The sequence below is a fragment of the Paenibacillus sp. FSL H7-0331 genome (assembly GCF_001956045.1).
The window spans coordinates 140,316-162,187 of record NZ_MRTH01000015.1 but is presented as its reverse complement, the minus strand read 5'-3'; the positions used below and the strand labels follow the sequence as shown (position 1 = coordinate 162,187).

Here is a 21,872-nt window from a genome sequence, read left to right as displayed (position 1 = left end):
ATGAAGCAAAAGGAAAACTTGTATCAATTCATTATTCATCTTCTGTTTGTTGTCATAACCGCTTTAAGTCTGCTTCCGTTCCTGCTGTTGGTCACCTCGTCAATTACGGACGAGAATGAAATTATCCGAACCGGTTATTCTTTCTTTCCTAATAAAATCAGCTTTGCTGCATACGAATATTTGTTTCACGATGCCAGCACCATTCTGCGTGCGTATGGGATCTCCATTTCGGTAACGGTCATTGGCACGATTATCAGCCTGATCATTATCTCCTTGCTCGCTTATCCGTTATCGAGAAGAGATTTGCCTTACCGCAAGGTGCTAGCGTTTTACGTATTTTTCACAATGCTATTCAATGGTGGGCTCGTATCGACCTACTACATGTATACACAGGTGTTTGATTTGAAAAATACGATTTTTGCTTTAATCATCCCTTACTTGTTACTCAATGGATTTTATGTGCTGCTGGCTAGAACCTTTTTCATGAATTCCATTCCTGTAGCGATCATCGAATCAGCTTACATTGATGGTGCGGGCGAATTCAGAATTTTTTACCAAATCGTCATGCCGTTGTCTCTCCCGATTTTGGCTACCATTGGTTTATTTCAAATTATTCATTACTGGAACGACTGGTTTAACAGCCTGATCTTTATTACAGACAGCAAGCTGTTCAGTCTGCAGTATTTGCTTAATAAAATATTGCTCGATATTCAATTTTTGAGCACCGCCGATCTGGGTGGCAATCAAGGACAAATGCTCTCTGCTCTCCCCAAAGAAGGCGTACGTATGGCGATGGCAGTCATTGGGGTTATTCCGATATTGATTACGTATCCGTTTTTCCAGAAATTTTTTGTCAAGGGGCTTACGGTAGGTGCGGTGAAGGGTTAGGCTACGCCGCCATTGCCATATCATATAAAAAAACAGGAGGGTTAGTATGAAAAAAAGAGCAAGGTCATTGCAATTATTTACTGCAGCTGTTCTCGTATTCACATCGTTATTGGCAGGATGTTCTTCCGGCGCTAAGCAGGCAGGAGATACGGGAGCGCCGGTAGGCAGTAACCAACAAGAAGCCGGTTCCGCAGCTAATTTGGCTCCGTATGAAATCACGATGGCTTTCTTCACAACGAACTCGCAGACACAAGGCATTCCTGAAGTGGAAAAAGCCGTGAACGAAATCACAAAAAAGAAAATCAATGCCACGGTTAAATTTGTTCCGATCAGCTATGGCTCCTATGCACAGCAGACCAACCTGATGGTCGCGTCCAATGAAAAGCTTGATTTATTGGTCAGTGGGGTGGGAGGAACCTACAGCACACATGTGACGCAGGGACGTCTTGTTGCCATGGATGATTTGCTTACCAAATATGGTCAGGATATTACGAAAACGTTGGATCCTGCATTCCTCAATGCTGCCAAGGTTAACGGGAAATTATACGGAATTACGAGCAACAGAGATTTGGCGGCAGACCGATCGCTTACGATGAGAAAGGATCTTGTTGATAAATACAAGATAGATTTAAGCAAGCTGACTTCCTATAACGACCTGGATAGTGTGTTTCAAACGATCAAGGACAAGGAGCCGAGTATTACACCTTTGGTTCTTTACACTAGCTCGGTGACACCAGTCAATATTATTGCCAATAAGGATTTTGATGTGCTCGGGGATTATATGGGCGTTCTGGATTATGAAAACAAGAATCTGAAGGTTGTCAATATGTTTGAATCACCGAAATATGCAGGAATGCTGGACACCGTCAGAAGATGGTATGAAAAAGGATATGTACTCAAGGATGCCGCAACATCCAAGGACAATGGTTCCGATCTGATCAAAGCGGACCGTGCCTTCTCCTTCTTAACGACATCCAAGCCAGGATATGCGATGCAAGCTTCCCGGGTAACGGGTAAAGAGATGGTTGAACTCAAAGTTTCCGAGGCTGTTTCCAATACCAACCAGATTACACGATTCATGTGGTCGATCGCCAACAATTCCAAGGATCCAGCGAGAGCGATGATGTTCCTGAACCTGATGTTCTCAGACAAGGATATTATTAACCTGATGGCCTGGGGGATTGAAGGAAGAGATTACGTGAAAAAATCTGCCAACGTGATCGATTATCCTCAAGGAATCAATTCGACCAGTGTACCTTATGGCGTCAATCAAGGCTGGTTGTTCGGTGATCAATTCAAATCTTATGTGTTTACCGGCGATCCGGAAGACATTTATCAGCAAACCGATAAGTTTAATAAAACAGCTATCAAATCGCCGGCCCTTGGTTTCACCTTTGATGCAACTCCGGTAAAAACCGAAGTAGCAGCGGTTACCAGCGTATTTAACCAATACAAATCTGGCCTGGAAACTGGAACCATTGATCCGAAAACAGAGCTTCCGCAGTTTATTGCCAAATTGAAGTCGGCCGGTCAAGACAAAATTATTGCAGAAAAGCAAAAGCAATTGGATGCATGGGCACAAACAAAATAAGAATCAAAAATGGAGGCTATTATGACAATATCAATCGGATTACAGTTATTTTCGGTGAAGGATGCGTTACAACGTGATTATATCGGGACCTTGGAAAAGCTGGCGCAGATCGGCTACACCAATCTGGAAATGGTCATTCGTAAAACTGATGAGGGCTTAAGTCTTGGGGGGAATATTACTCCCTCTGAGGTAAGGAGGCAGTTGGATCGTCTTGGCATGAAAGCTGTCAGCAGTCATACCCGTGTGAATGAGGAGACAGACTGGGAAGGTATCATAGCGGCTAATCAAGAAATCGGGAGCACAGGAATCGGATGTTCGATCGCTTTCTTTGCCAATAAACGGGATGTACTGAATTTCTGTGAATCATTTAATAGATATGGGGAAATATGTAAGAGTGGCGGTATGCAATTATATTATCACAATCATTTTCAGGAATTTCAGGTGTTTGAGGGTGAAACGGTTATGGACCTTATGCTCGCGCATACCGATCCACAGCTGGTGAAGTTTGAACTGGATACGTATTGGGCGGTTAGAGGCGGAGTTGATCCGATAGAATGGATGAGCAAGCTGGGAGATCGCTGCATCATGCTGCATCAAAAGGATCTGCCTGCGGCGGCTCAGCCTGTCAATTGGTTTGATGTATTCGGGGCTAACAGCAGCATCACGATAGACGAGCTTTATAAAACTCAGGACCCGGCTCATTTTACCCAAATTGGTCAGGGAACCCTCCCTATTGTGGACTATTTAAAGGAAGCCACATCGCTTGGACATGCCAAGTATGTATTTGTTGAACAGGATGTAACCGCTGGTGACGAGGTTGAAGGGGTAGCCACCAGCTATCGCAACCTGGAAAGACTGCTGCAGCAAATAACGGTGTAAGAGATCTCAATCCGAAGCCGCAAGGGGTCAGCCGGAACGTATTCTGGTTGACCTCTTCCATGATATAATTATCGGTTATAGACATCACGATCATGGAGGTCAGAAGAAATGGGATTTATGAACAAGGAATTTTTTAAATCTCTGAGATTTCGAATTGGTTTGGCTTTTTTTGCAATCTTCATTCCTTTGATGGTCTGGATGATCTATTACAGCTCTTATGCGGGTAAGGTCGTCAGGGACCAAGTAGCCCAATCCAATAAGAATCTCGTTACCCTGTATATGGGGCAGATCGATCGTACGCTCGGAGAAGCGGATGAGTACTTATACAATATGGTTGCTGAAGAAACCGATTTGATCATTCTTGATCAGCCGGATGCCTACTATTCAGTAAGATACCAGGAAGCCCGAATTCGATTGTTCAATAATATATCGACTACTATAAATAACAGTAAAACGATGGATATGTTCTTTGTTTATTCGGAAAATAATGATGATTTTTTAATCGGACCGAACCTGGCATTAAGCTTTGATGAGAGGGATCAAGCTCGAATACTTCTCACCTCCATGCTGAAGAATAACGCACAAATGGAGCAAGAATGTACACTGAAATGGTGTGTCCAACAAATTGACCAAGAGCATTATCTGAGCCATGTCGCCAAGATAGGCAATGTATATGTAGGGGCATGGGTGAATGTAAAAAGGATGATGATTCCGCTCAATTTGATCGATTTGGGGGAAACCGGGATTTCAGTTTTGTCTACGGAACACCATGAACCAATGGATCATCAGGAGTTTATTGCACAGAATGGCATCGATCTGACACTCGAAGATGAAATATACAAGCTAACCGGTAACAACCACACATACTTGGAGGTTGCAGAACGTTCCAAGAAGGGCAGCTTCTATCTGACGGTGCTGATCCCGGAAAATGGAATTATGGAGAAGCTGCCTATTTTTCAACGGGTTGTGCTGATAGTTCCTCTTGGCTTTGTCATTATGCTGCTGCTGCTGCTGTTGTTTTTGAGAAAGCTCATTCTGCGTCCGATCTACAAATTATTAATGGCGATGCGGAGATTTAAGGAAGGCAAATGGGATACCCGAATCGTGCCTTACCCATCCTCCGGTGAATTTGAAGTGATAAATGCAGCGTTCAATGATATGGTTGCTCAAATTGAACAATTGAAAATCGATGTATATGAGGAGCAATTGAGCAGTCAGCGTGCGGAGCTTAAGCATTTGCAGCTGCAAATCAATCCGCATTTTTACTTGAATTCCTTAAATATTGTGTATCATCTGGCTCAGGCTCAGAAGTACGAGCTGATTCAGGAAATGTCCTTATCGCTGGTTGAGTACTTTCGGTACATGTTCCGCAGTAACCTGACGTTTGTCCCTTTACAAGATGAAATCAGACATACGTGCAATTACTTGAACATTCAAAAAATGAGGTTTCCGAAGCATCTCGATTACGAGGTGACCCTGAAGGATGACTTGGAGGAAATTCAGGTTCCACCCTTGATCGTGCAAACTTTTGTGGAGAATACAATTAAACATGCGGTCACGATGGACGATTCTATTCATATTCATATTGTCATAGACTCCGAGTCATCTGCCGAAGGGGACTTGTTGAAAATTTCCATTGAGGATTCGGGCAAGGGATTTCCCGATGATGTGCTTCAGCGGCTGCAATCGGATGAGGATCTGATGAACGATAAAGGAGAGAACGTCGGGATCTGGAATGTAAAACGCAGAATTGCGCTGCTGTATCCGAATCGGGCTCACGTGGTGTTCATGAATGGACCCGAAAGCGGCGCGAAGGTTGAAATCCAGCTGCCGATGGAAGCGATGGATAATGAAAAAAACTTATAAGTATAGAGGAGTGGTTACATTATGAATGAACCTTTAAAAATCGGAATTATTGGCTGCGGAGCCATTGCACATCAGAAACATATGCCATCACTAGCCAAACTGCCTCATCTGGGAAAAATGGTTGCCTTTTGCGATGTGGTGGAGGATAGAGCTATTACAGCAGCGGCGGAATTTGGAGTTCCTGATGCTGCCGTGTATACGGACTATAAGGAGCTGCTAAAGGACAAGTCTATCGATGTCGTTCATGTGTTGACGCCTAATTTGTATCATTCCTTTATTACTGTAGATGCATTGGAATCAGGCAAGCACGTGATGTGCGAAAAACCGATGGCGATTAATTCTGTCGAGGCCAAAAAAATGCTGGATGCATCGAGGAGAACCGGTAAAAAGCTGACCATTGGTTATCAAAATCGGTTTAACGAGGAGTCCCAGGTATTGTACCGTGCTTGCTCGAAGGGAGATTTGGGTGAGGTCTATATGGCTAAAGCCCATGCAGTTCGCAGAAAAGCTGTTCCGACATGGGGTGTGTTTACCGACAAGAAGCTGCAGGGCGGTGGGGCTTTAATCGATATTGGTACCCACGCACTCGATTTGACATTATGGTGCATGGACAACTATAAGCCTCAATCGGTGACAGGTTCGGTATATTATAAAATGAAGGACAACATCGAAGGTAATTTATTCGGACCTTGGGATCCGGCGACCTTTGATGTAGAGGATTCGGCTTTTGCTTTTATCAAAATGGAGGATGGTGCGACCGTATTCCTGGAGTGCTCCTGGGCGCTTAATACGACTGATGCCAAAGAAGCGAAGACCTCCTTATTTGGAGTTGATGGCGGAGCTGAAATGAAGGTTGGGGCGAATAGAAAAACAGAGCTTGTCTTTAATAAGGCACAGTACGGCAAGCTGGTTGAAATTACGCCGAATACCGGCGCGAGTGTTGCTTACTTTACGGGCAAGGATGAAGCTCCCGGCGTGTTGGAGGCTGAGCAATGGCTGGAGTGCATCATCCATGATACGGACCCGTTGGTCAAAGCAGAGCAAGCGTATGTAGTAACCCAGATACTGGAAGCTGTCTATCAATCCGCCGAAACAGGGAAAACCATTGATTTTGCTGAATTTGTTACCCTTAATCAATAAGGTTTGAAGGCAAGATAGTAAGGTCCTCCTATGAATAAAGTCCATGGTCATGGAGATCATGGACTTTATGTGCGCTAAATCTGACAACCTTCCTTGTGACGAAGGGTAGCTCCCTTTACCCATCGGGTTTAATGTTATAATCATCCTATACAGTCAGAATACGTACTTGGGGACGGAGGGTTGATCATGGATGGAGTGCTTATTGTAGATGATGAAATTCATGCCGCACATGGAATAGAGACCGGAATTGATTGGGCGAAGCTTGGGGTTACTCAAGTATATGTAGCCTACAACATTCGTCAAGCAAAGGAGATTTATACAAGTCAGGCCATCAGTTTGATGATCTGTGATATAGAAATGCCTCAGGGAAACGGAATTGACTTATTAACCTGGGTTAAGGAGCATTATCCGGCAACCGTGAGTCTGTTTTTAACCTGCCATGCGGATTTTGAATACGCCAAAAAGGCGCTTCAATTGGGAAGCCTTGACTATCTGTTAAAACCGGTTCGATACACGGAACTCGAAGCTGTGCTCCATAAAGCCATACAAAAAATTGAATCCGATAGCGAAGCTGTTAAATTTACCGAAACCTTAAAACATTATTATCAGCTATGGTCTGCACACCATCCGTTATTGGTGGAGCGTTTTTGGCTGGATCTGATTCATCAAACGGTATCCTCCCATCCCGAGCAGATCAGCGAGCTGATCTATAAACGTAATATACCTTATCTCCCCGATGATCAATTTGTGCCGATTCTAATAGCCGTTCGCGGCTGGAGCAAAGAGCTGTCAGAACGCGAGAAGAAGATCATGGAATATGCGCTTCGTAATGCCGCTGAGCACAGCTTTCATTTGGATGGGCTTGAGGGGGGATGTGTGGTACCCATTTCGGAGAGGAATCTGGTCGCCTTACTCCCTCGGGACCATGCGCTTCTTGTATCCACAGCCTACCTGGAGGCAGAGCTCATGAGTTATGTTCGTTCTTGTGATGAGTATTTCTATTGTGAATTATCGTGCTATATTGGTGAGGTTACGGATATTGTCGACATTCATAAAGCGGTACAATCCTTGATTGAAAAGGATAGAAATAATGTAACCAATGCGCGAAAGGTTTATCGTTTGGACGAAATATTCGAGCTTCAGGACCCTATCCAACAACCGAATATAAGCAGCTGGCTGGAATTACTTAAACAAGGTTCGAAAACATCGCTGCAGGAAGATATTCATCATTACCTTGAAGATATGAAGCAAACTGAAGGCAGCGCCAAAATGCTGCAGGAATTTTATCATAATTTCCTCCAAATGGTTTATCATGTGCTTCAATTAAAAGGACTACAGGCTCATTTGATATTCTCGGAAAGATTGTCTACCCAACAAATGGCATCGGTTACACGTACCGTTTCCAATTTGCAGGAATGGTCCAAAGAAGTTGTTGAGCTTGCTGTCGATTTTATTCAATCCATTGAGGAATCCCATACTGTCATCAATCAAGTGAAGGCCTACATTTCCGAAAATATGGACAAGGATATATCCCGAGATGACATAGCTGCGAATGTATTTTTAAGTCCAGATTACTTATCGAGAATATTTAAAAAAGAGACAGGCACATCCTTATTCGATTATCTGATCGAAGAGCGCTTTAAATTAGCCCAATCGTTACTCATTCAATCGGACAAGTCGGTTAGTGAAATTGCAACCTCAATCGGATACACCAACTTTTCCCATTTTTCAAAAATGTTCAAACGCGTCACAGACATGAATCCTCTGGAATTCAGAAAGAAACACCGAAAGTAAAAATTCCTGAGGGAGATTTACGATATAGGAGCTGACAGGCCATGACAGACGTACAACATATTTCAGACAGAGTTCAAGAAATTGCGGATTCGATAGAGAACCAGAGAGACTTGTTTATCAAGGTCAGTAATCAAATATGGGAATACGCAGAAACGCGCTATGAGGAACGGCAGTCGGCTGCATTGTTTGCCGAGGTGCTGGAACAGGAGGGCTTTACGGTACAGCGTGAAGCAGGTGGTATTCCAACAGCTCTCGTTGGAAGCTACGGACAAGGTAAGCCGGTCATTGTTGTACTCGCAGAATACGATGCGTTGTCCGGGCTCAGTCAGAAGAAGGGAGAGTCCCGGAAAGCTCCGATCGTTAGTGGAGCAAATGGGCACGGCTGCGGACACAACCTGCTTGGCAGTGGGGCATTGGCTGCGGCAGTAGCTGTGCGTCAATATATAGAGAAGCATAAGCTGCCAGGCACGGTTCGCTTATATGGATGCCCTGCTGAGGAAGGTGGCGGCGGTAAAGGCTTCATGGTGAAAAATGGGCTGTTTGCCGATGTCGATGCCGCAGTAACCTGGCATCCGGGGACAACCAGCCATATTATGAGTACGTCGAGCTTGGCTACCTGCCAGGTTTACTACAGGTTCAAGGGGCGCAGTGCCCATGCTGGTGGAGACGCACACTTGGGACGAAGCGCGCTGGATGCAGTCGAGTTAATGAACGTTGGCTGCAATTATTTGCGCGAGCACATTATTTCGGATGCGCGCCTTCATTATGCGATTACGAATACCGGCGGCTTATCGCCAAATGTCGTCCAGTCGGAAGCCGAGGTGTTGTATAAAATGCGCGTTCCGCGTTCCGAGCAGCTGGCCGATTTATATGAGCGAATTTGCAATGTCGCCAAAGGAGCGGCGTTAATGACCGGGACCGAGCTTGAGATTATATTTGATTCCGGCTCGTCTGAGCTGATTGTCAACCGGATCTTGGAACAGGTGATGCATGAACAATTTATTCAACTGGGCTGCCCGGTTTTTGATGAAACGGAACTACAGTTTGCGAGCGAAATACGTGCTACTTTATCGGATGCTGAGAAAAACCACAATTTGCCGCAGGAGCTGTCAGGTAAGGTGCTGTCCGATCGTCTGGAACCGTACGAGGTTAAACAAGAAATTACTGTCGCTATGGGTTCAACCGATGTGGGAGATGTCAGCTGGAACGTACCTACTGTACAGAGCTGGATCACCAGCATGGCGCTGGGTACGGCTCTCCATTCCTGGCAGGCGGTCAGTCAGGTCGGGATGTCGATCGGCCACAAAGGCATGCTGCATGCAGGAAAAGTGATCGCGGCGACAGCTGTTGAGCTGTTGTCCAAGCCCGAGGTACTGGAACAAGCCAAGGAGGAACACGCGAAGCAGCTGAGTGGCAGAAGTTATATATGTCCGATTCCGGACGGTCTGATCCCAGGTCCTGTCAGAGGGGCTTAAGGGGAGGGGAATATAGGCAGGAGGATATAGGCAGGAGGATATAGGCAGGAGGATACGGCGTGAGGGCGCAGTGTCCTCCTGTTTTTTGACGGTGGACAAGCTGACCCAAACAAGCTGATAATGAATGACATACTTACTCAGGGAGGTTAACCATGATACAAATAGATCGCTTGGACCATCTTGTATTGACGGTCAGTCAGGTTGAGGCATCATGTACGTTCTACCATCAGGTACTGGGAATGGAAGTCGTTACGTTCGGAGAGGGTAGGAAAGCGTTGAAGTTCGGCCAGCAAAAAATAAATTTGCATCAATATGGAGAAGAGATCGAACCGAAGGCGGCTAAGCCGGTTCCAGGTTCGGCTGATCTCTGTTTGATTACGAAGACACCACTGCTTGAAGTGATCCGTCATTTGGAGCTATACAGTATTCCTGTCGAGCAGGGCCCCGTTATTCGTACAGGAGCCTGCGGCAGGATTGAATCGGTCTATTTTCGCGACCCGGACATGAATTTGTTAGAGGTGTCCAATTATGTTAATACGTAGCGACACTGCTGCTGACCTTGCTTTTCTTCTCCTTATGCAGTGCAGCATGCATCAGGAAAAAAACTAGTGAAACGACGGATGCACAGGTTCCGGCCAGCAGCACGGGGACAATGCCCCAATGATCGTATAAGTTGCCGTATAGAGTAGGCCCCGTCATTCTTCCTACATTGCCAAAGCCTCCGGATAAGCCCATAAAGAAAGGTGCAGCCCGGCCGGTACGCTCGGAATAAAAGGTAGGGATTGCAGGCAGCAGCAGCATTTCGCCTATTGTGCATACGATCATGCCCACCACGAGAAACAGGTAGGAATGGTGAAATAGCATAATAAAGCCGAGTCCAAGCGAATAGCATAAAGAGCTCATGACAATTTGCGCGACAAGCGATTTGGCGATGGTTGACTTGATCAATCCGGTTACTGGTTGCCCGGCAAAAATCACGATACCATTAATCGTCCATAGCAGGCTGTACATCGTTAACGGATACCCCTGCTCGGTCAAATACGGGGCGATACCGTTGCTCCACAGCGTAAAAGCGATATAGTAGAACAAGGCTCCTAATCCGAGAAACAGGTAGATGCGGAAATTCACGATATGCTGGTAAGCACTTTGATTCTCTCCCAGTGAACCGGCAGTTTTCGTCGCAGAGACACTGTCATCCGGAGAGGTTTTCATAAAGAAAAACAGGAACACCCCAAAAGCAAGCGTTGAGACCGAAGTTACAGTATAGGTCAACGGGAATGAGATCGAAGCGATAGCACCACCGACTGCCGCACCTATCGCGAGCCCCGTGTTGTTCCCCACATAGATGGCGTTATACAGCTTGCGTCGATGCTCCTTCCATCTGAAGCCGACATAGGCATTGATGGAAGGAATGGCGATACCATTCATAAAACCGTTCACACTGACAATGATGACAAAAACCCAGTAATCATGGACGAAAACGACGGAGCCTAACAGGGATGCTGTGAGCACCATGGAGCTAACGATCAGCTTTTTGGGTCCGAGCTTATGGTAAAGCGCCCCTCCGACGATTTCTCCGAGAATCCCTGCCAAAGCCTGATACAGCAGGACGAGTCCCGCCTGCCCGTAGGAGCGGCCCAGCACTTCGTGGACGTACAACGTGGTTAGCGGCCACAAAATCGCTTTTCCGGTTGCATTAACAAAGCTTGCCGCCATAAAATATAGCGCATCCTTCGGATACGCCTGGAAAAAAAGAAGCCATCGTTTTTGAATAAGGTTCATAATTAGCAATTCCACCTTCGGTCTGTATGGCATGTATGGCTTGCGCGCGCTTTATTTATTTCCTTTTGGGGTCCAACGCATCACGCACGCCGTCTCCAACAAAATTGATAGCGAGTACGGTAAAGACAATCATCAAGCCGGCAGGAATCCAGAGCCATGGCTCGCTTTGCAAGGTTGTGATCGATTGGGCGGCTGTCAGCATGTTGCCCCAGCTGGCGGTCGGCGGCTGAACGCCCATACCGAGAAAGCTGAGCGACGACTCGGAGAGTATGGCCGTGGCGGCGCCGAAGGTGGCATTGACGAGCAAAGGGCTCATCGCATTCGGCAATATCTCATGGAAAATGATTTGCCGTTTGCTTAATCCCAGCGCCTGAGCGGCTTTTACAAACTCCATTTGCTTGATTGACAGCACACTGCCTCGCACAAGTCTCGCAACGCTAGGCCACCCCAGTAGACCGAGCACCAGGACGATGTTGGACAGTCCGGGTCCGATGATCGTCACCAAGACGAGGATAACCATCAGATGAGGGAACGACATGAACACATCGATCACACGATTGATGATCATATCCACCTTGCCGCCATAATAGCCTGCGATGGCGCCGACTACGGTTCCGATAGCCACATAGATGGCGACGGACCCGAGACCGATCGATAATGATATGCGTGAGGCATAAATCAGTCTGCTGAGCACATCACGCCCTACCTGATCGGTGCCCAGCCAATATTTGCTCGAAGGCGCGGCGCTGAATTCATCCTGGATAACACTTGGATCATACGGAGCTAATAGCGGTGCAAAGCACGCCATAATGAGAAGCAGCGCAAACACCAGCAAACCGGCTACCGCCATTTTATGCTTCATGAATTGACGGCTGACCGAACGGAAATAGCTTTCCTGTTTATCCATATCCTGCTTGGCTAGCGGTTCCAGTCCTTGAATGGCTCTTTCATCTGTTGGTTCTCTCCATGATACTGCGGGCATAGCTGCACCTTCTTTGCTTAATTGTATTTGATTCGCGGATCGACAAAGGCATACATCAAATCGGCCCATAGGTTGGACAGCAGCACGGAAACGGCGGCGACCAGATTAATGCCCATCAGGGCGGGATAATCGCGGGACAGAATCGACTGGATCGTCAATTGGCCCATACCCGACCATTGAAAAACCGTTTCTGTAACGACTGCACCGCCGATCAGCATCGGAATGTCCAGACCTGCTACCGTAATGATCGGAATCAGCGCATTTTTGAGCGTGTGCTTGTTAATGACTTTCCATTCAGGCAAACCCTTGGCCCTCGCCGTACGGAGGTAGTCCTGATTCAGCACCTCCAGCACGCTTGCCCTTACATAACGCACCATACCTCCTGCAATCGAGGTGCCGAGCGTAAGGGCCGGGAGTATCAAATGCTTCAGCGTATCGATCATCTCACCTTCTTGGCCGATCGTATTCATGCCTCCGGTTGGCAGGATGCCGAACGTAACGCCGAACAAATAAATGACGCCCAATCCGAGAAAAAAGCTGGGTACGGATACGCCGAGAAACGATCCGGTGGAGGCCACATAATCGAGCCAGGAATACTGCTTGACAGCACTCAAGATGCCTAGCGGAATCGCAATCAGATAGGCGATTAGCAGAGCCGCCCCCATCAACAGCAGTGTGGCTCCGAGTCGTTCCACAATCATATGCGACACGGGTTGAAAGGAGCTGAACGAAGTGCCAAGATCACCGATCAACAGACGACCCAGCCATTTTACATATTGAACGATCAGCGGGGCATCCAGACCAAGCGCTTCACGCCGTACCAGCTTATCCGCTTCCGTCACATCCGGGTTGGCGTACAAATCCACGGGATCTCCGGGAGCCATATAGATAATGAAAAAATTTAACAGCGTGACGCCCAGCAGTACAGGCAGCGCTATAAGCAGCCGCCGAATCGTATAATCCAACATAGCCTGTGTCCTCCTTTAATAAATTCAGCTTAGCGGGTAATGACAAGCCACCAGATGCTGTCCGCCGAGCAACTCCGGCTGCTCCTCCCGGCAGCGCGGCTGGGCCATCGGGCAGCGGGTATGAAATCTGCAGCCCGATGGTGGAGCGGCGGGATTGGGCACATCGCCCGACAGGATGATGCGTTCCTTGTCGCGGAAGAGCGGGTTGGGCACGGGATACGCATCGAGCAGCGCCTTTGTATAGGGATGCTTTGGCTGGTTGAAAATATCACTTGTCCTTGCCAGCTCGACAATTTTGCCCAGGTACATCACCGCGATGCGGTCGCTCATAAATTTGACCGCCCCAAGGCCATGGGCAATAAACAAATAGGTCAGCTGGAAATTATTTTGCAGCGACTTCAGCAAATTCAGGATTTGTGCTTGAATAGATACATCAAGCGCCGATACAGGCTCATCGCAGACAATCAGCTTCGGCTGCAGGATAATCGCCCGGGCGATGCCGATTCGCTGTCGCTGACCACCGGAAAATTCATGGGGAAATTTATTCAACGAATGTTTCGACAGGCCGACGATATCGAGCAGCTCCATCGCTTTTTTGCGAGCTTCGTCCGGCGTCATTTGAACATGGACCAGCAGAGGATTGATCAGCAGCTCGCTTACCCGTTTTCTCGGGTTAAGTGAAGCGTAAGGGTCCTGGAATATAATTTGCAGCTCTGAACGGACCCGGCGCATATCGGATTCGGACATGCGGTGCACATCCTGCTCTTTATAGTAGACCGAGCCTTCCGTCAGCGATTCCAGCCGGACGATACTTCTGCCGAGGGTTGACTTGCCGCAGCCTGACTCGCCTACGATGCCGAGCGTTTCCCCCGGGAACACCAGCAGGTTGATGTCATCTACGGCTTTTACATGGCCTACGGTTTTGGAAAAGATGCCTTTACGGATTGGATAATATTTTTTTACACGCTCGATGCGTAGAATAGGATCGCTGCTGACCTGTGCTTTATGCAATATAGCGCTCATGGGTAACCCTCCGTTTGGAATTAATGTACAGCTTGTGAATCCAGCGCAGTAAGCGTCAGCTCGTCTTCGGCCAGCCAACAGCGAACGGTGTGCCCTGCGGCTACCTCAAACAGTGGAGGATTGTGTCTTCGGCATTTGTCGGAAGCGAGCACACAACGGGCTTGAAAGCGGCAGCCCGTTGGCATTTCATGGATGGCCGGTACCGATCCCGGTATGCTGGACAGCTTGTCGTCGGGGCTGTTGAGATGCGGAATGGAGGACATCAATCCCTGTGTGTATGGATGCCTCGCGGCTTCGAACAGCGTGAATACATCGGTTTCCTCCACTACCTGACCGGCATACATGACGAGTACACGATCGGCCATCTCGGCAACGACGCCCAGGTCGTGTGTAATGAGCACAATTGAAGTGCGAAACTCGTTTTTCAGCTCCTTGATCAATGCCAGAATCTGTGCCTGTATCGTGACGTCGAGCGCCGTGGTCGGTTCGTCGGCAATCAGCAGCTTGGGCTTGCAGGACAATGCCATAGCGATCATGACACGCTGCCTCATCCCTCCAGATAAGGAATTCGGATACTGCTTCATCAGCGCTTCAGCTCTGGCGATACCGACTCGATTCAGCAGCGCAATTGAACGATCGCGGGCTTCCTGCATGCTCACACGCTCATGCTGGAGGATGGTTTCCGTCATTTGGCTGCCGATCGTCAGCACTGGATTGAGTGAGGACATTGGGTCCTGGAAGATCATCGAGATGTCTTTTCCCCTCAGCTTTCGCAGCTGCTCGGGTGTCAGCTTCGTCAGCTCAACGTCCTCGAATTGAATGTTACCGCTTTTGATGTAGCCGTTATTGCCCAGGAGATTCAGAATGGAGAGGGAAGTGACGCTTTTGCCGCAGCCGGATTCCCCAACAACCGCGACGGTCTCACCATACTTGACCTGAAACGAGACCCCTTCAACCGATAGGACCTCTCCATGCTCTGTGCGAAAGGCAGTCCGAAGGCTGTCGACTTCCAATACATGTTTCATGATTTGCATACCTCCGGGTTTTATTGTCGTTGTGTTATTATTCAATTGCTTTAAAAAAACACAGAAAGCCGCCTTCTCTTATGCAGAGAAAAACGGCTCCATTGCCTATTCCAGACTGGCATCATTGACAGACCGGAAATATATTCGATTGATAAAAATCATCTCATGTCACGTATATTAACACTAAAAAATAATTATTGTCAATATTCGGTTTTAAAAAACAGTTGACTCTTTTTTTAGTTAGATTCATGATATATAACATAACATTCATACAATACTTCTGTCACCTCGTGTTCAGTGCTCATGAGTTATGACACGACACAAATGTTTTCGGCATGACAAGAAAATCCATACCGAAGGTGTTGCTGCTTATGAAATCATTGCTGGTATTTTTTTCCGACTCCTGTCAGCCTGCAGCTCATATGATAGATTGTCTGAACGCTATAGGTATGGATGTCATATCGGTGTATGAAGCCGAGGATCTTACTGTCAAGACTTACGAACCCGACGGCATTATTCTTTGCTGTACCGAGCAGAGGCTGAATGTTTGGCTGGATGTATTGGCCAGGCAGTTCGAGCTGCCTGTATGGTGGTGGTGCCAAAGCTCGGGCTTCATGACGGGTCCCGCCCATCACATTGAAGGCATCCTCACATCCAGTATGAGTCCCCCGGAGCTGCAGTGGGCGCTTGTAGTCGGGCTCAACAACTATGAGAACCGGAGATCGGTGCAGCGGCAGATCGAACAGCTGCAGGAAAAGCTTGACGAAAGAAAGCTAATTGAACGAGCTAAAGGTATACTGGTAAAAACGACGGGGATGTCCGAGGACGAGGCTTTCAAGTATCTTCGTAACAAGGCGATGAAGGAACGCAAGAAAATGGCTGCAATCAGCAGCACAATCGTCGATTTGTACGGACCGCTTATGGAGCGCTGACCTGAATCATGCAGGCTGTGCGGCGTACCTCTTACCCCCGAAAGGAGTTCTGTAACTATGATGTTGACCCGAATGAATGCACCCATGGACAGCTATCTGCAGCCCTCGATCTGGCTTGACTATGACCACCCGCTTATACAGCAAACCTTACATCAGCTGGTTCCCGTCGGTAGCGACGAGATCAGGACCATCGAGGTCCTGTATACCTTCGTGCGCGACAAGATCCAGCATTCATACGATGCGCAGCTGAACCAGGTGACGATCAGCGCATCGGATACGTTGAGGGAAGAACATGGTATCTGTTACGCCAAGTCCCATCTGCTTGCCGCTATGCTGAGGGCCTGTGGTATTCCCTCAGGCTTGAGCTATCAGCGGCTGACGTTGTATGAAACGGCACAGTCCGGGTTCTGTATCCACGCGTTGAATACCGTCTATATCAGGCAGCTGGATACGTGGATTCGTCTTGATGCGAGAGGGAACAAGCCAGGCGTGGACGCCCGGTTTTCCCTGGAGACCGAACATCTCGCTTTTCCTGTGCGGCAGGATATTGGCGAGGTTGATTATGACGTTAATTTTAGTGAGCCCCATCCCATCATTATCGAAACCTTGATGGCGCATACGCATAGCATACGCATGTACGAGCGGCATCTCCCGGATTCACTGCCCTTGCCGGAATCGATCTTGCCCAAAAAATAGGGTTGACGAATTCGTCAGGTGCATGTTAGAGTATGTCACATGAACAACTTGATATGTTATTCCGGTTTGTCAATGATGCCAAACCAGTGAATCCGGCAATGAAGCCGTCTTTCCTCCGAATAGGAGAAAGGCGGCTTTCTGTATTTTTATAAACCTCAATAAGGAGTGGTTACATTGTATCGTCCAATGATCGAAAGAGGTATCCCATTATTTTCAGGTATTCGCACGTTTATGCATCTTCCTTATGTTCAGGATTTGGAGCACGTGGACTACGCAGTGATTGGCGTTCCGTTTGATACGGGCGTCAGCTACGCTGTAGGAACCCGATTCGGCCCTTCCTCGATTCGCGAAATGTCCCAGCGTCTTCGGCCTATCAGTCAGGCACAGGGCATCGATACTACCGAATATGTATCCGGTATTGATTATGGTGATCTCAAGATCGTTCCGGGCTATATCGACCTGAGCTATGAGGCGATCGAGGAGCAGCTCAAACCGATATTTGCCAAAGGTATTATTCCTATACTGCTCGGCGGCGACCATTCCATCTCTTATCCTCACGTGAAAGCGGCCGCCGGTGCCTACGGACCTGTCAGCCTGGTGCATTTTGATTCGCATACGGATACCGGTAAAAGCATGGATGAAAGGCGCAAGCATTCCCACGGCACGATGTTCCGTTATGCAGCGGAAGAGGGTTACATTGATGCTTCAACCTCTATTCAGATGGGCATGCGTGGAACGCCGTTTACGCTGACCGGTCTGGATGATTCCCGTGAACTTGGATATGAGGTGCTAACGACCGATGACGTCAAAAAGCTGTCGATTCCTGAGCTGTGCAACAAAATTAAACAGCGTGTTGGCAATAATCCGGTGTTCCTCACATTCGATATTGATTTTCTTGATCCAGTGTTTGCTCCAGGGACAGGTACCCCGGAGGTTGGAGGGTTCAATACTTATGAAGCCCAGCAAATGCTGCGTGGCCTGACCGGTCTGAACATCATCGGCTTTGATCTGGTCGAGGTGCTGCCTGATCGTGATTTAACGAGAGTGACTGCCCTGAATGCGGCCAACATTGCCTTTGAGTTTATTACACTGATTGCGCTGAACCGTCGTGAGCAAGCCCTTAAAGCAGCAGAGAAAGCTGACGCAACAATCATCGGCTAAGGCGGGTGTTGACGGAGGCGGGATTGGCGGCATAGGCTTCCCGACCTCCAGTCCTGTTTATCATTCATTATCCGATAGGAGGCATGACTGTGAGACTGACAATGAAAAAGGTATCTTGTATATGCGTGGCGGGCTTGCTCTTACTGACAACGGCATGCACTCCCAAGCCGGAAGCCTCACAAAGTCCGGCAAGCTCAGGCGCTGTCAGCGCCGCTTCCAGCCATCCGGATCGAATTACGATCGGGATGACCAATCCCCCCACGATGTTTAATCCTATCGATACCGATGCTTCAGGTTCCAATGCGGCTACGTTCATCAACCGTTATTTGTACGATACCTTGCTGAAGATGACGGCACCGCTTGAGTTCAAGCTGCAGCTGGCTGAATCGTTCGAGCAAAAAGACAGTAAGACGTATGTAGTCAAGCTGCGCAAGGATGCCAATTGGTCGGACGGTAAACCTGTAACCGCGCAGGATTTTGAATTCACGGCTAATCTTGTAGCCCATCCCAAAACATTGACGACAATCCGAACCTATATCAATTATTTGGACGGCCTTAACGAGAAAGGCAGACTGCCGGAAGGTGTCACCATGCTGAGCGGTGTCAAGGTCATTGACGACAAAACCTTCGAGCTGGTGACCGCCAATGCGGTTGACCCGAATATGGTGAAGGAGCGTTTGTGCGATTTCCCGATAATTCCTAAGCATGTATTTGAAACCGCGGATCCATCTACGCTCAACAGTCATGCATTTTGGAAAAATCCGAATGTGACCGATGGACCGTATACCTTTAACAAATTTGAGAACGGCGTCGTCCAGTTGGCTGCGAATCCGTCGTATTATCGCGGTGCGCCGAAAATTAAAGAGGTAGTTGTCAAGGTAATGCCTGCGGCGAACATGGTCGCTCAGCTGCAATCGCAGGAAATCGATATGAATGCCGGGCAAGGACCAGGTAACATACCACCCAAGGAATGGGAAACAATTAAAAAAATGAATCACGTACAAACGACAGAGGAACCGACCCGCCGTTACAACTCAATTGAAATCAATACGACCAAAATCCCTGATAAACGGGTTCGGCAGGCGATGGCATACGCTATTAACCGTGAGGCGATTGTTAATCAATTGATGAAAGGCATCGGTGAGGTGCAAAATGGTCCTTATGCGGTAAGTCATCCTTATTACGACAAGGACATCAAGAAGTACAGCTATGATCCTGAGAAAGCGAAGCAGCTCCTGAAGGAAGCGGGTTGGGATTCCTCGAAAACGCTGGATTTCATCGTTCCTACTGGAGATGCTGTGCGGGAGATGGCGGGGAACATTATTCAACAAAATCTGGAAGCCGTCGGTGTGAAGGTGAAGCAGGTCAATTTCGATTTTGCTACAGCTGTCCAACGCGCGGTCAAGGGTGATTTTGATCTGCTGATCTCCAGCTTCAGCACGATTATCGATCCTGACGGCCCGAGTAATACGTATAAATCAACAGCTGCACTGAATGATATGAGGTATAATAACCCTCGTGTTGACGAGCTGTTTGCGCTGGGCATGAAAGAAACAACCAAGGACAAGCGGTTTGCCATTTATAAGGAGCTTCAAAATGTGATACAGGAGGACGTTCCGCTGATCACGATATACTCCGAGAAAAATTTGATCGCACTGAACAAGTCGGTGACGGGTCGGGGCGGGACGATCTACGGTATGCATTATGATGTTAATGAGTGGACAATAAAGTAGACAATAAAGTAGACATTGAAGTAGCTGCTCCTAATAAGAATCTTCCTCAGAAATGAGGAGGATTTTTTTGTCCGGATCTATCCAAACTTCACTTGAAAATTACAAAAGTATAGCCTACTATTATATATAGAACTATGTTCTTTATTATAGAACGACAAGGAGAGAGATATGAAACTTCGTATCGGTTTTATAGGAACAGGTAGATATGCGGATAAGCACCAACGTATACTTTCACAAATGGAGGGTGTATCGGTCGTAGCCTTTTGCGGCAGAAACATGGAAAATGTGGAGCGGGCAGCACGCAGCTGGCCAGATTCGAAAGCGTTTACAAGTGTGGTACAAATGCTGGATACGTGTATATTGGATGCTGTCTACATATGCGTACCACCGATGGGGCACGGTGAAATTGAAAGGCACCTGGTTGATCGTGGCATTCCTTTCTTTGTGGAGAAACCGCTCGGAATCGAGTTGACCGAGAATTTGGAGCTGCTGCGGAAGCAAGCAGCTGACAAACGTCTTATTACTTCAGTTGGCTACAATTGGCGTTATCTCGATTCTACAGCCAAAGCGCGCGAGCTTCTGTTGGAGGGCACGATGGGTATGGCACTCGGTTACTTTATGAGTTCTTTCCCGCAGATTGCATGGTGGAGGCGAATGAACGGCTCGGGAGGGCAATTCAACGAACAGACCACGCATATTGTTGATCTTATTCGTTATTTATGCGGGGAAGTCGAAGAATTGTACGCAGCCTTCAGCAAACGACGTTTACATGAAATTCAAGAAGGGATGGATATACCGGATGTGGGCACCGTTACACTCAAATTGGTGAATGGGATGGTGGCCACGATATCCAATACATGTATACTTCCAAGAGGTCACCATACAGGCTTGGATGTGTACACGACCTCTGGTGTTGTGGAAATTCGTATGGATAGCCTGAAAGAAATCGGTCGTGACCGAACGGTAGAGTACCGGAATAGCTCGGACCCGTACGTATTGGAAAATGCGGCCTTTGTGCATGCATTAAGAACGGGGGATACTTCTCGTATCTTATCTGATTATGACGATGCTTTCCGCACATTCGAAGTGACCTCTGCTGCACATGATTCTGCGACCGAGGGCCGGATCGTACGGTTACCTAGCTATACAACGAAAGAGAGTTGAATCGAATTGTCAGATGAAGGAAAAGTGAAATCATTAATTAAAGCGCTGAAAATTCTCGATTGCTTCACGGTACAATCGCCTGAGCTGGGCATTACAGAAATAAGCGAGAAGCTGGGACTCTATAAAAGTAATGTTCACAATATCGCAGATACTTTTTTAAAGGCAGGGTATCTGGAGCAAAATCAGGAGAATGGGAAATACAGGCTTGGATTTAAGCTGTTGGAGTTCAGTAATGTAATCCATAGTAACATTGATTTCAGGACTATCGTGCTGCCATTGATGCAGGAGCTATCGGACTTTACGAATGAAACCGTGTACCTGGGTACGCCAAGAGAAAATGAAGTCGTTTATCTGGATTCCACCTGTCCGCGAAATCAGCTTTCCACGAGGTCTATGCTGGGTGTTAAGGCGCCGCTTTATTGTACCGGGATTGGCAAAGCGATGCTTGCTTATTTACCCGATGACAGAATCAAGGCAGTCATAGACAAGGGTCTTATCGCCATTACAGATAGTACGATAACCAGCCAAGAAGCGCTTATACTGGATTTGCAGCAGATTCGGGCAAGAGGATATTCTATTGATCATATGGAGCATGAATACGGAATTAAATGCATGGGAATGCCGATTCGCAACAAAAAGCGGGAAGTCATTGCCGGGGTAAGCATTGCCGGTCCCTCCCTCAGGTTTGATGATTCCACAATTGAAAATTATGCGGTTAAGCTGCGGCAGGTGGTTAGCCATATCGAGGATAAGCTGTGACAGCATGAAACCAG

The 21,872-nt window shown here is 47.5% G+C and carries 19 protein-coding genes; 14 read left to right on the top strand and 5 right to left on the bottom strand.

The genetic code is table 11. From position 1 onward, the window contains the following. From BK127_RS22310 to BK127_RS22275, 8 genes are all read left to right on the top strand, one after another. The gene (locus tag BK127_RS22310) at window positions 1-888 is read left to right on the top strand and encodes a carbohydrate ABC transporter permease (RefSeq protein ID WP_076233727.1); all 888 of its coding nucleotides are present in this window, start codon (window positions 1-3) and stop codon (window positions 886-888) included. A gap of 46 nt (window positions 889-934) precedes the next feature. Next, window positions 935-2,479 carry an ABC transporter substrate-binding protein gene (locus tag BK127_RS22305; RefSeq protein ID WP_076233726.1) on the top strand — a complete coding sequence of 515 codons (1,545 nt, stop codon included), beginning with the start codon at window positions 935-937 and terminating at the stop codon, window positions 2,477-2,479. Window positions 2,480-2,500: 21 nt separating this feature from the next. Then, window positions 2,501-3,358, top strand: coding sequence for a sugar phosphate isomerase/epimerase family protein (locus BK127_RS22300; RefSeq protein WP_076233725.1), 858 nt, complete (start codon window positions 2,501-2,503; stop codon window positions 3,356-3,358). 108 nt (window positions 3,359-3,466) lie between these two features. Further along, on the top strand, window positions 3,467-5,224 hold the full coding sequence (locus BK127_RS22295; protein WP_076233724.1) for a sensor histidine kinase: 1,758 nt from the start codon (window positions 3,467-3,469) through the stop codon (window positions 5,222-5,224). Between the two features lie 21 nt (window positions 5,225-5,245). Then, on the top strand, window positions 5,246-6,364 hold the full coding sequence (locus BK127_RS22290) for a Gfo/Idh/MocA family protein (RefSeq protein WP_218639026.1): 1,119 nt from the start codon (window positions 5,246-5,248) through the stop codon (window positions 6,362-6,364). Between the two features lie 186 nt (window positions 6,365-6,550). After that, window positions 6,551-8,158, top strand: coding sequence for a response regulator transcription factor (locus BK127_RS22285; RefSeq protein WP_076233722.1), 1,608 nt, complete (start codon window positions 6,551-6,553; stop codon window positions 8,156-8,158). 41 nt (window positions 8,159-8,199) lie between these two features. Continuing rightward, window positions 8,200-9,633 (top strand): M20 family metallopeptidase, encoded by a 1,434-nt coding sequence (locus BK127_RS22280; RefSeq protein WP_076233721.1) that lies wholly within the window; start codon window positions 8,200-8,202, stop codon window positions 9,631-9,633. 152 nt (window positions 9,634-9,785) lie between these two features. Beyond that, window positions 9,786-10,175, top strand: coding sequence for a VOC family protein (locus tag BK127_RS22275; RefSeq protein ID WP_076233720.1), 390 nt, complete (start codon window positions 9,786-9,788; stop codon window positions 10,173-10,175). Here the strand turns inward: BK127_RS22275 and BK127_RS22270 are convergent. From BK127_RS22270 to BK127_RS22250, 5 genes are all read right to left on the bottom strand, one after another. Next, window positions 10,165-11,415 carry an MFS transporter gene (locus tag BK127_RS22270; protein WP_076233719.1) on the bottom strand — a complete coding sequence of 417 codons (1,251 nt, stop codon included), beginning with the start codon at window positions 11,413-11,415 and terminating at the stop codon, window positions 10,165-10,167. The two genes, BK127_RS22275 and BK127_RS22270, sit on opposite strands and share 11 nt — an antisense overlap. A 55-nt stretch (window positions 11,416-11,470) precedes the next feature. Then, window positions 11,471-12,322: an oligopeptide ABC transporter permease gene (gene opp4C, locus BK127_RS22265; RefSeq protein WP_372237369.1), complete on the bottom strand. Its 852-nt coding sequence runs from the start codon at window positions 12,320-12,322 to the stop codon at window positions 11,471-11,473. 92 nt (window positions 12,323-12,414) lie between these two features. Next, the gene (locus tag BK127_RS22260; protein ID WP_076233717.1) at window positions 12,415-13,365 is read right to left on the bottom strand and encodes an ABC transporter permease; all 951 of its coding nucleotides are present in this window, start codon (window positions 13,363-13,365) and stop codon (window positions 12,415-12,417) included. Between the two features lie 24 nt (window positions 13,366-13,389). After that, window positions 13,390-14,388, bottom strand: coding sequence for an ABC transporter ATP-binding protein (locus tag BK127_RS22255; RefSeq protein WP_076233716.1), 999 nt, complete (start codon window positions 14,386-14,388; stop codon window positions 13,390-13,392). Between the two features lie 20 nt (window positions 14,389-14,408). Then, a complete protein-coding gene (locus BK127_RS22250; protein WP_076233715.1) occupies window positions 14,409-15,413 on the bottom strand; it encodes an ABC transporter ATP-binding protein in 1,005 nt (334 codons plus the stop codon). A gap of 371 nt (window positions 15,414-15,784) precedes the next feature. On the opposite strand from BK127_RS22250, the gene BK127_RS22245 reads away from it, so the two are divergent. The 6 genes from BK127_RS22245 (at window position 15,785) to BK127_RS22220 (ending at window position 21,858) form a co-directional block, all read left to right on the top strand. Next, window positions 15,785-16,345, top strand: coding sequence for an ANTAR domain-containing response regulator (locus BK127_RS22245; RefSeq protein WP_076233714.1), 561 nt, complete (start codon window positions 15,785-15,787; stop codon window positions 16,343-16,345). A 57-nt stretch (window positions 16,346-16,402) separates the two neighbouring features. Beyond that, entirely contained in the window at window positions 16,403-17,041 is a 639-nt protein-coding gene (locus BK127_RS22240) for a transglutaminase-like domain-containing protein (RefSeq protein ID WP_076233713.1), read from the top strand. A 174-nt stretch (window positions 17,042-17,215) separates the two neighbouring features. Continuing rightward, window positions 17,216-18,202 carry an agmatinase gene (gene speB, locus BK127_RS22235; RefSeq protein WP_083689482.1) on the top strand — a complete coding sequence of 329 codons (987 nt, stop codon included), beginning with the start codon at window positions 17,216-17,218 and terminating at the stop codon, window positions 18,200-18,202. An 89-nt stretch (window positions 18,203-18,291) separates the two neighbouring features. Continuing rightward, window positions 18,292-19,935, top strand: a complete 1,644-nt coding sequence (locus tag BK127_RS22230; protein ID WP_179097569.1) for an ABC transporter substrate-binding protein — start codon at window positions 18,292-18,294, stop codon at window positions 19,933-19,935. Window positions 19,936-20,103: 168 nt separating this feature from the next. After that, window positions 20,104-21,099: a Gfo/Idh/MocA family protein gene (locus BK127_RS22225; RefSeq protein ID WP_076233712.1), complete on the top strand. Its 996-nt coding sequence runs from the start codon at window positions 20,104-20,106 to the stop codon at window positions 21,097-21,099. A 24-nt stretch (window positions 21,100-21,123) separates the two neighbouring features. Continuing rightward, window positions 21,124-21,858, top strand: coding sequence for an IclR family transcriptional regulator (locus BK127_RS22220; RefSeq protein ID WP_256711407.1), 735 nt, complete (start codon window positions 21,124-21,126; stop codon window positions 21,856-21,858). Window positions 21,859-21,872: the final 14 nt, after the last annotated feature.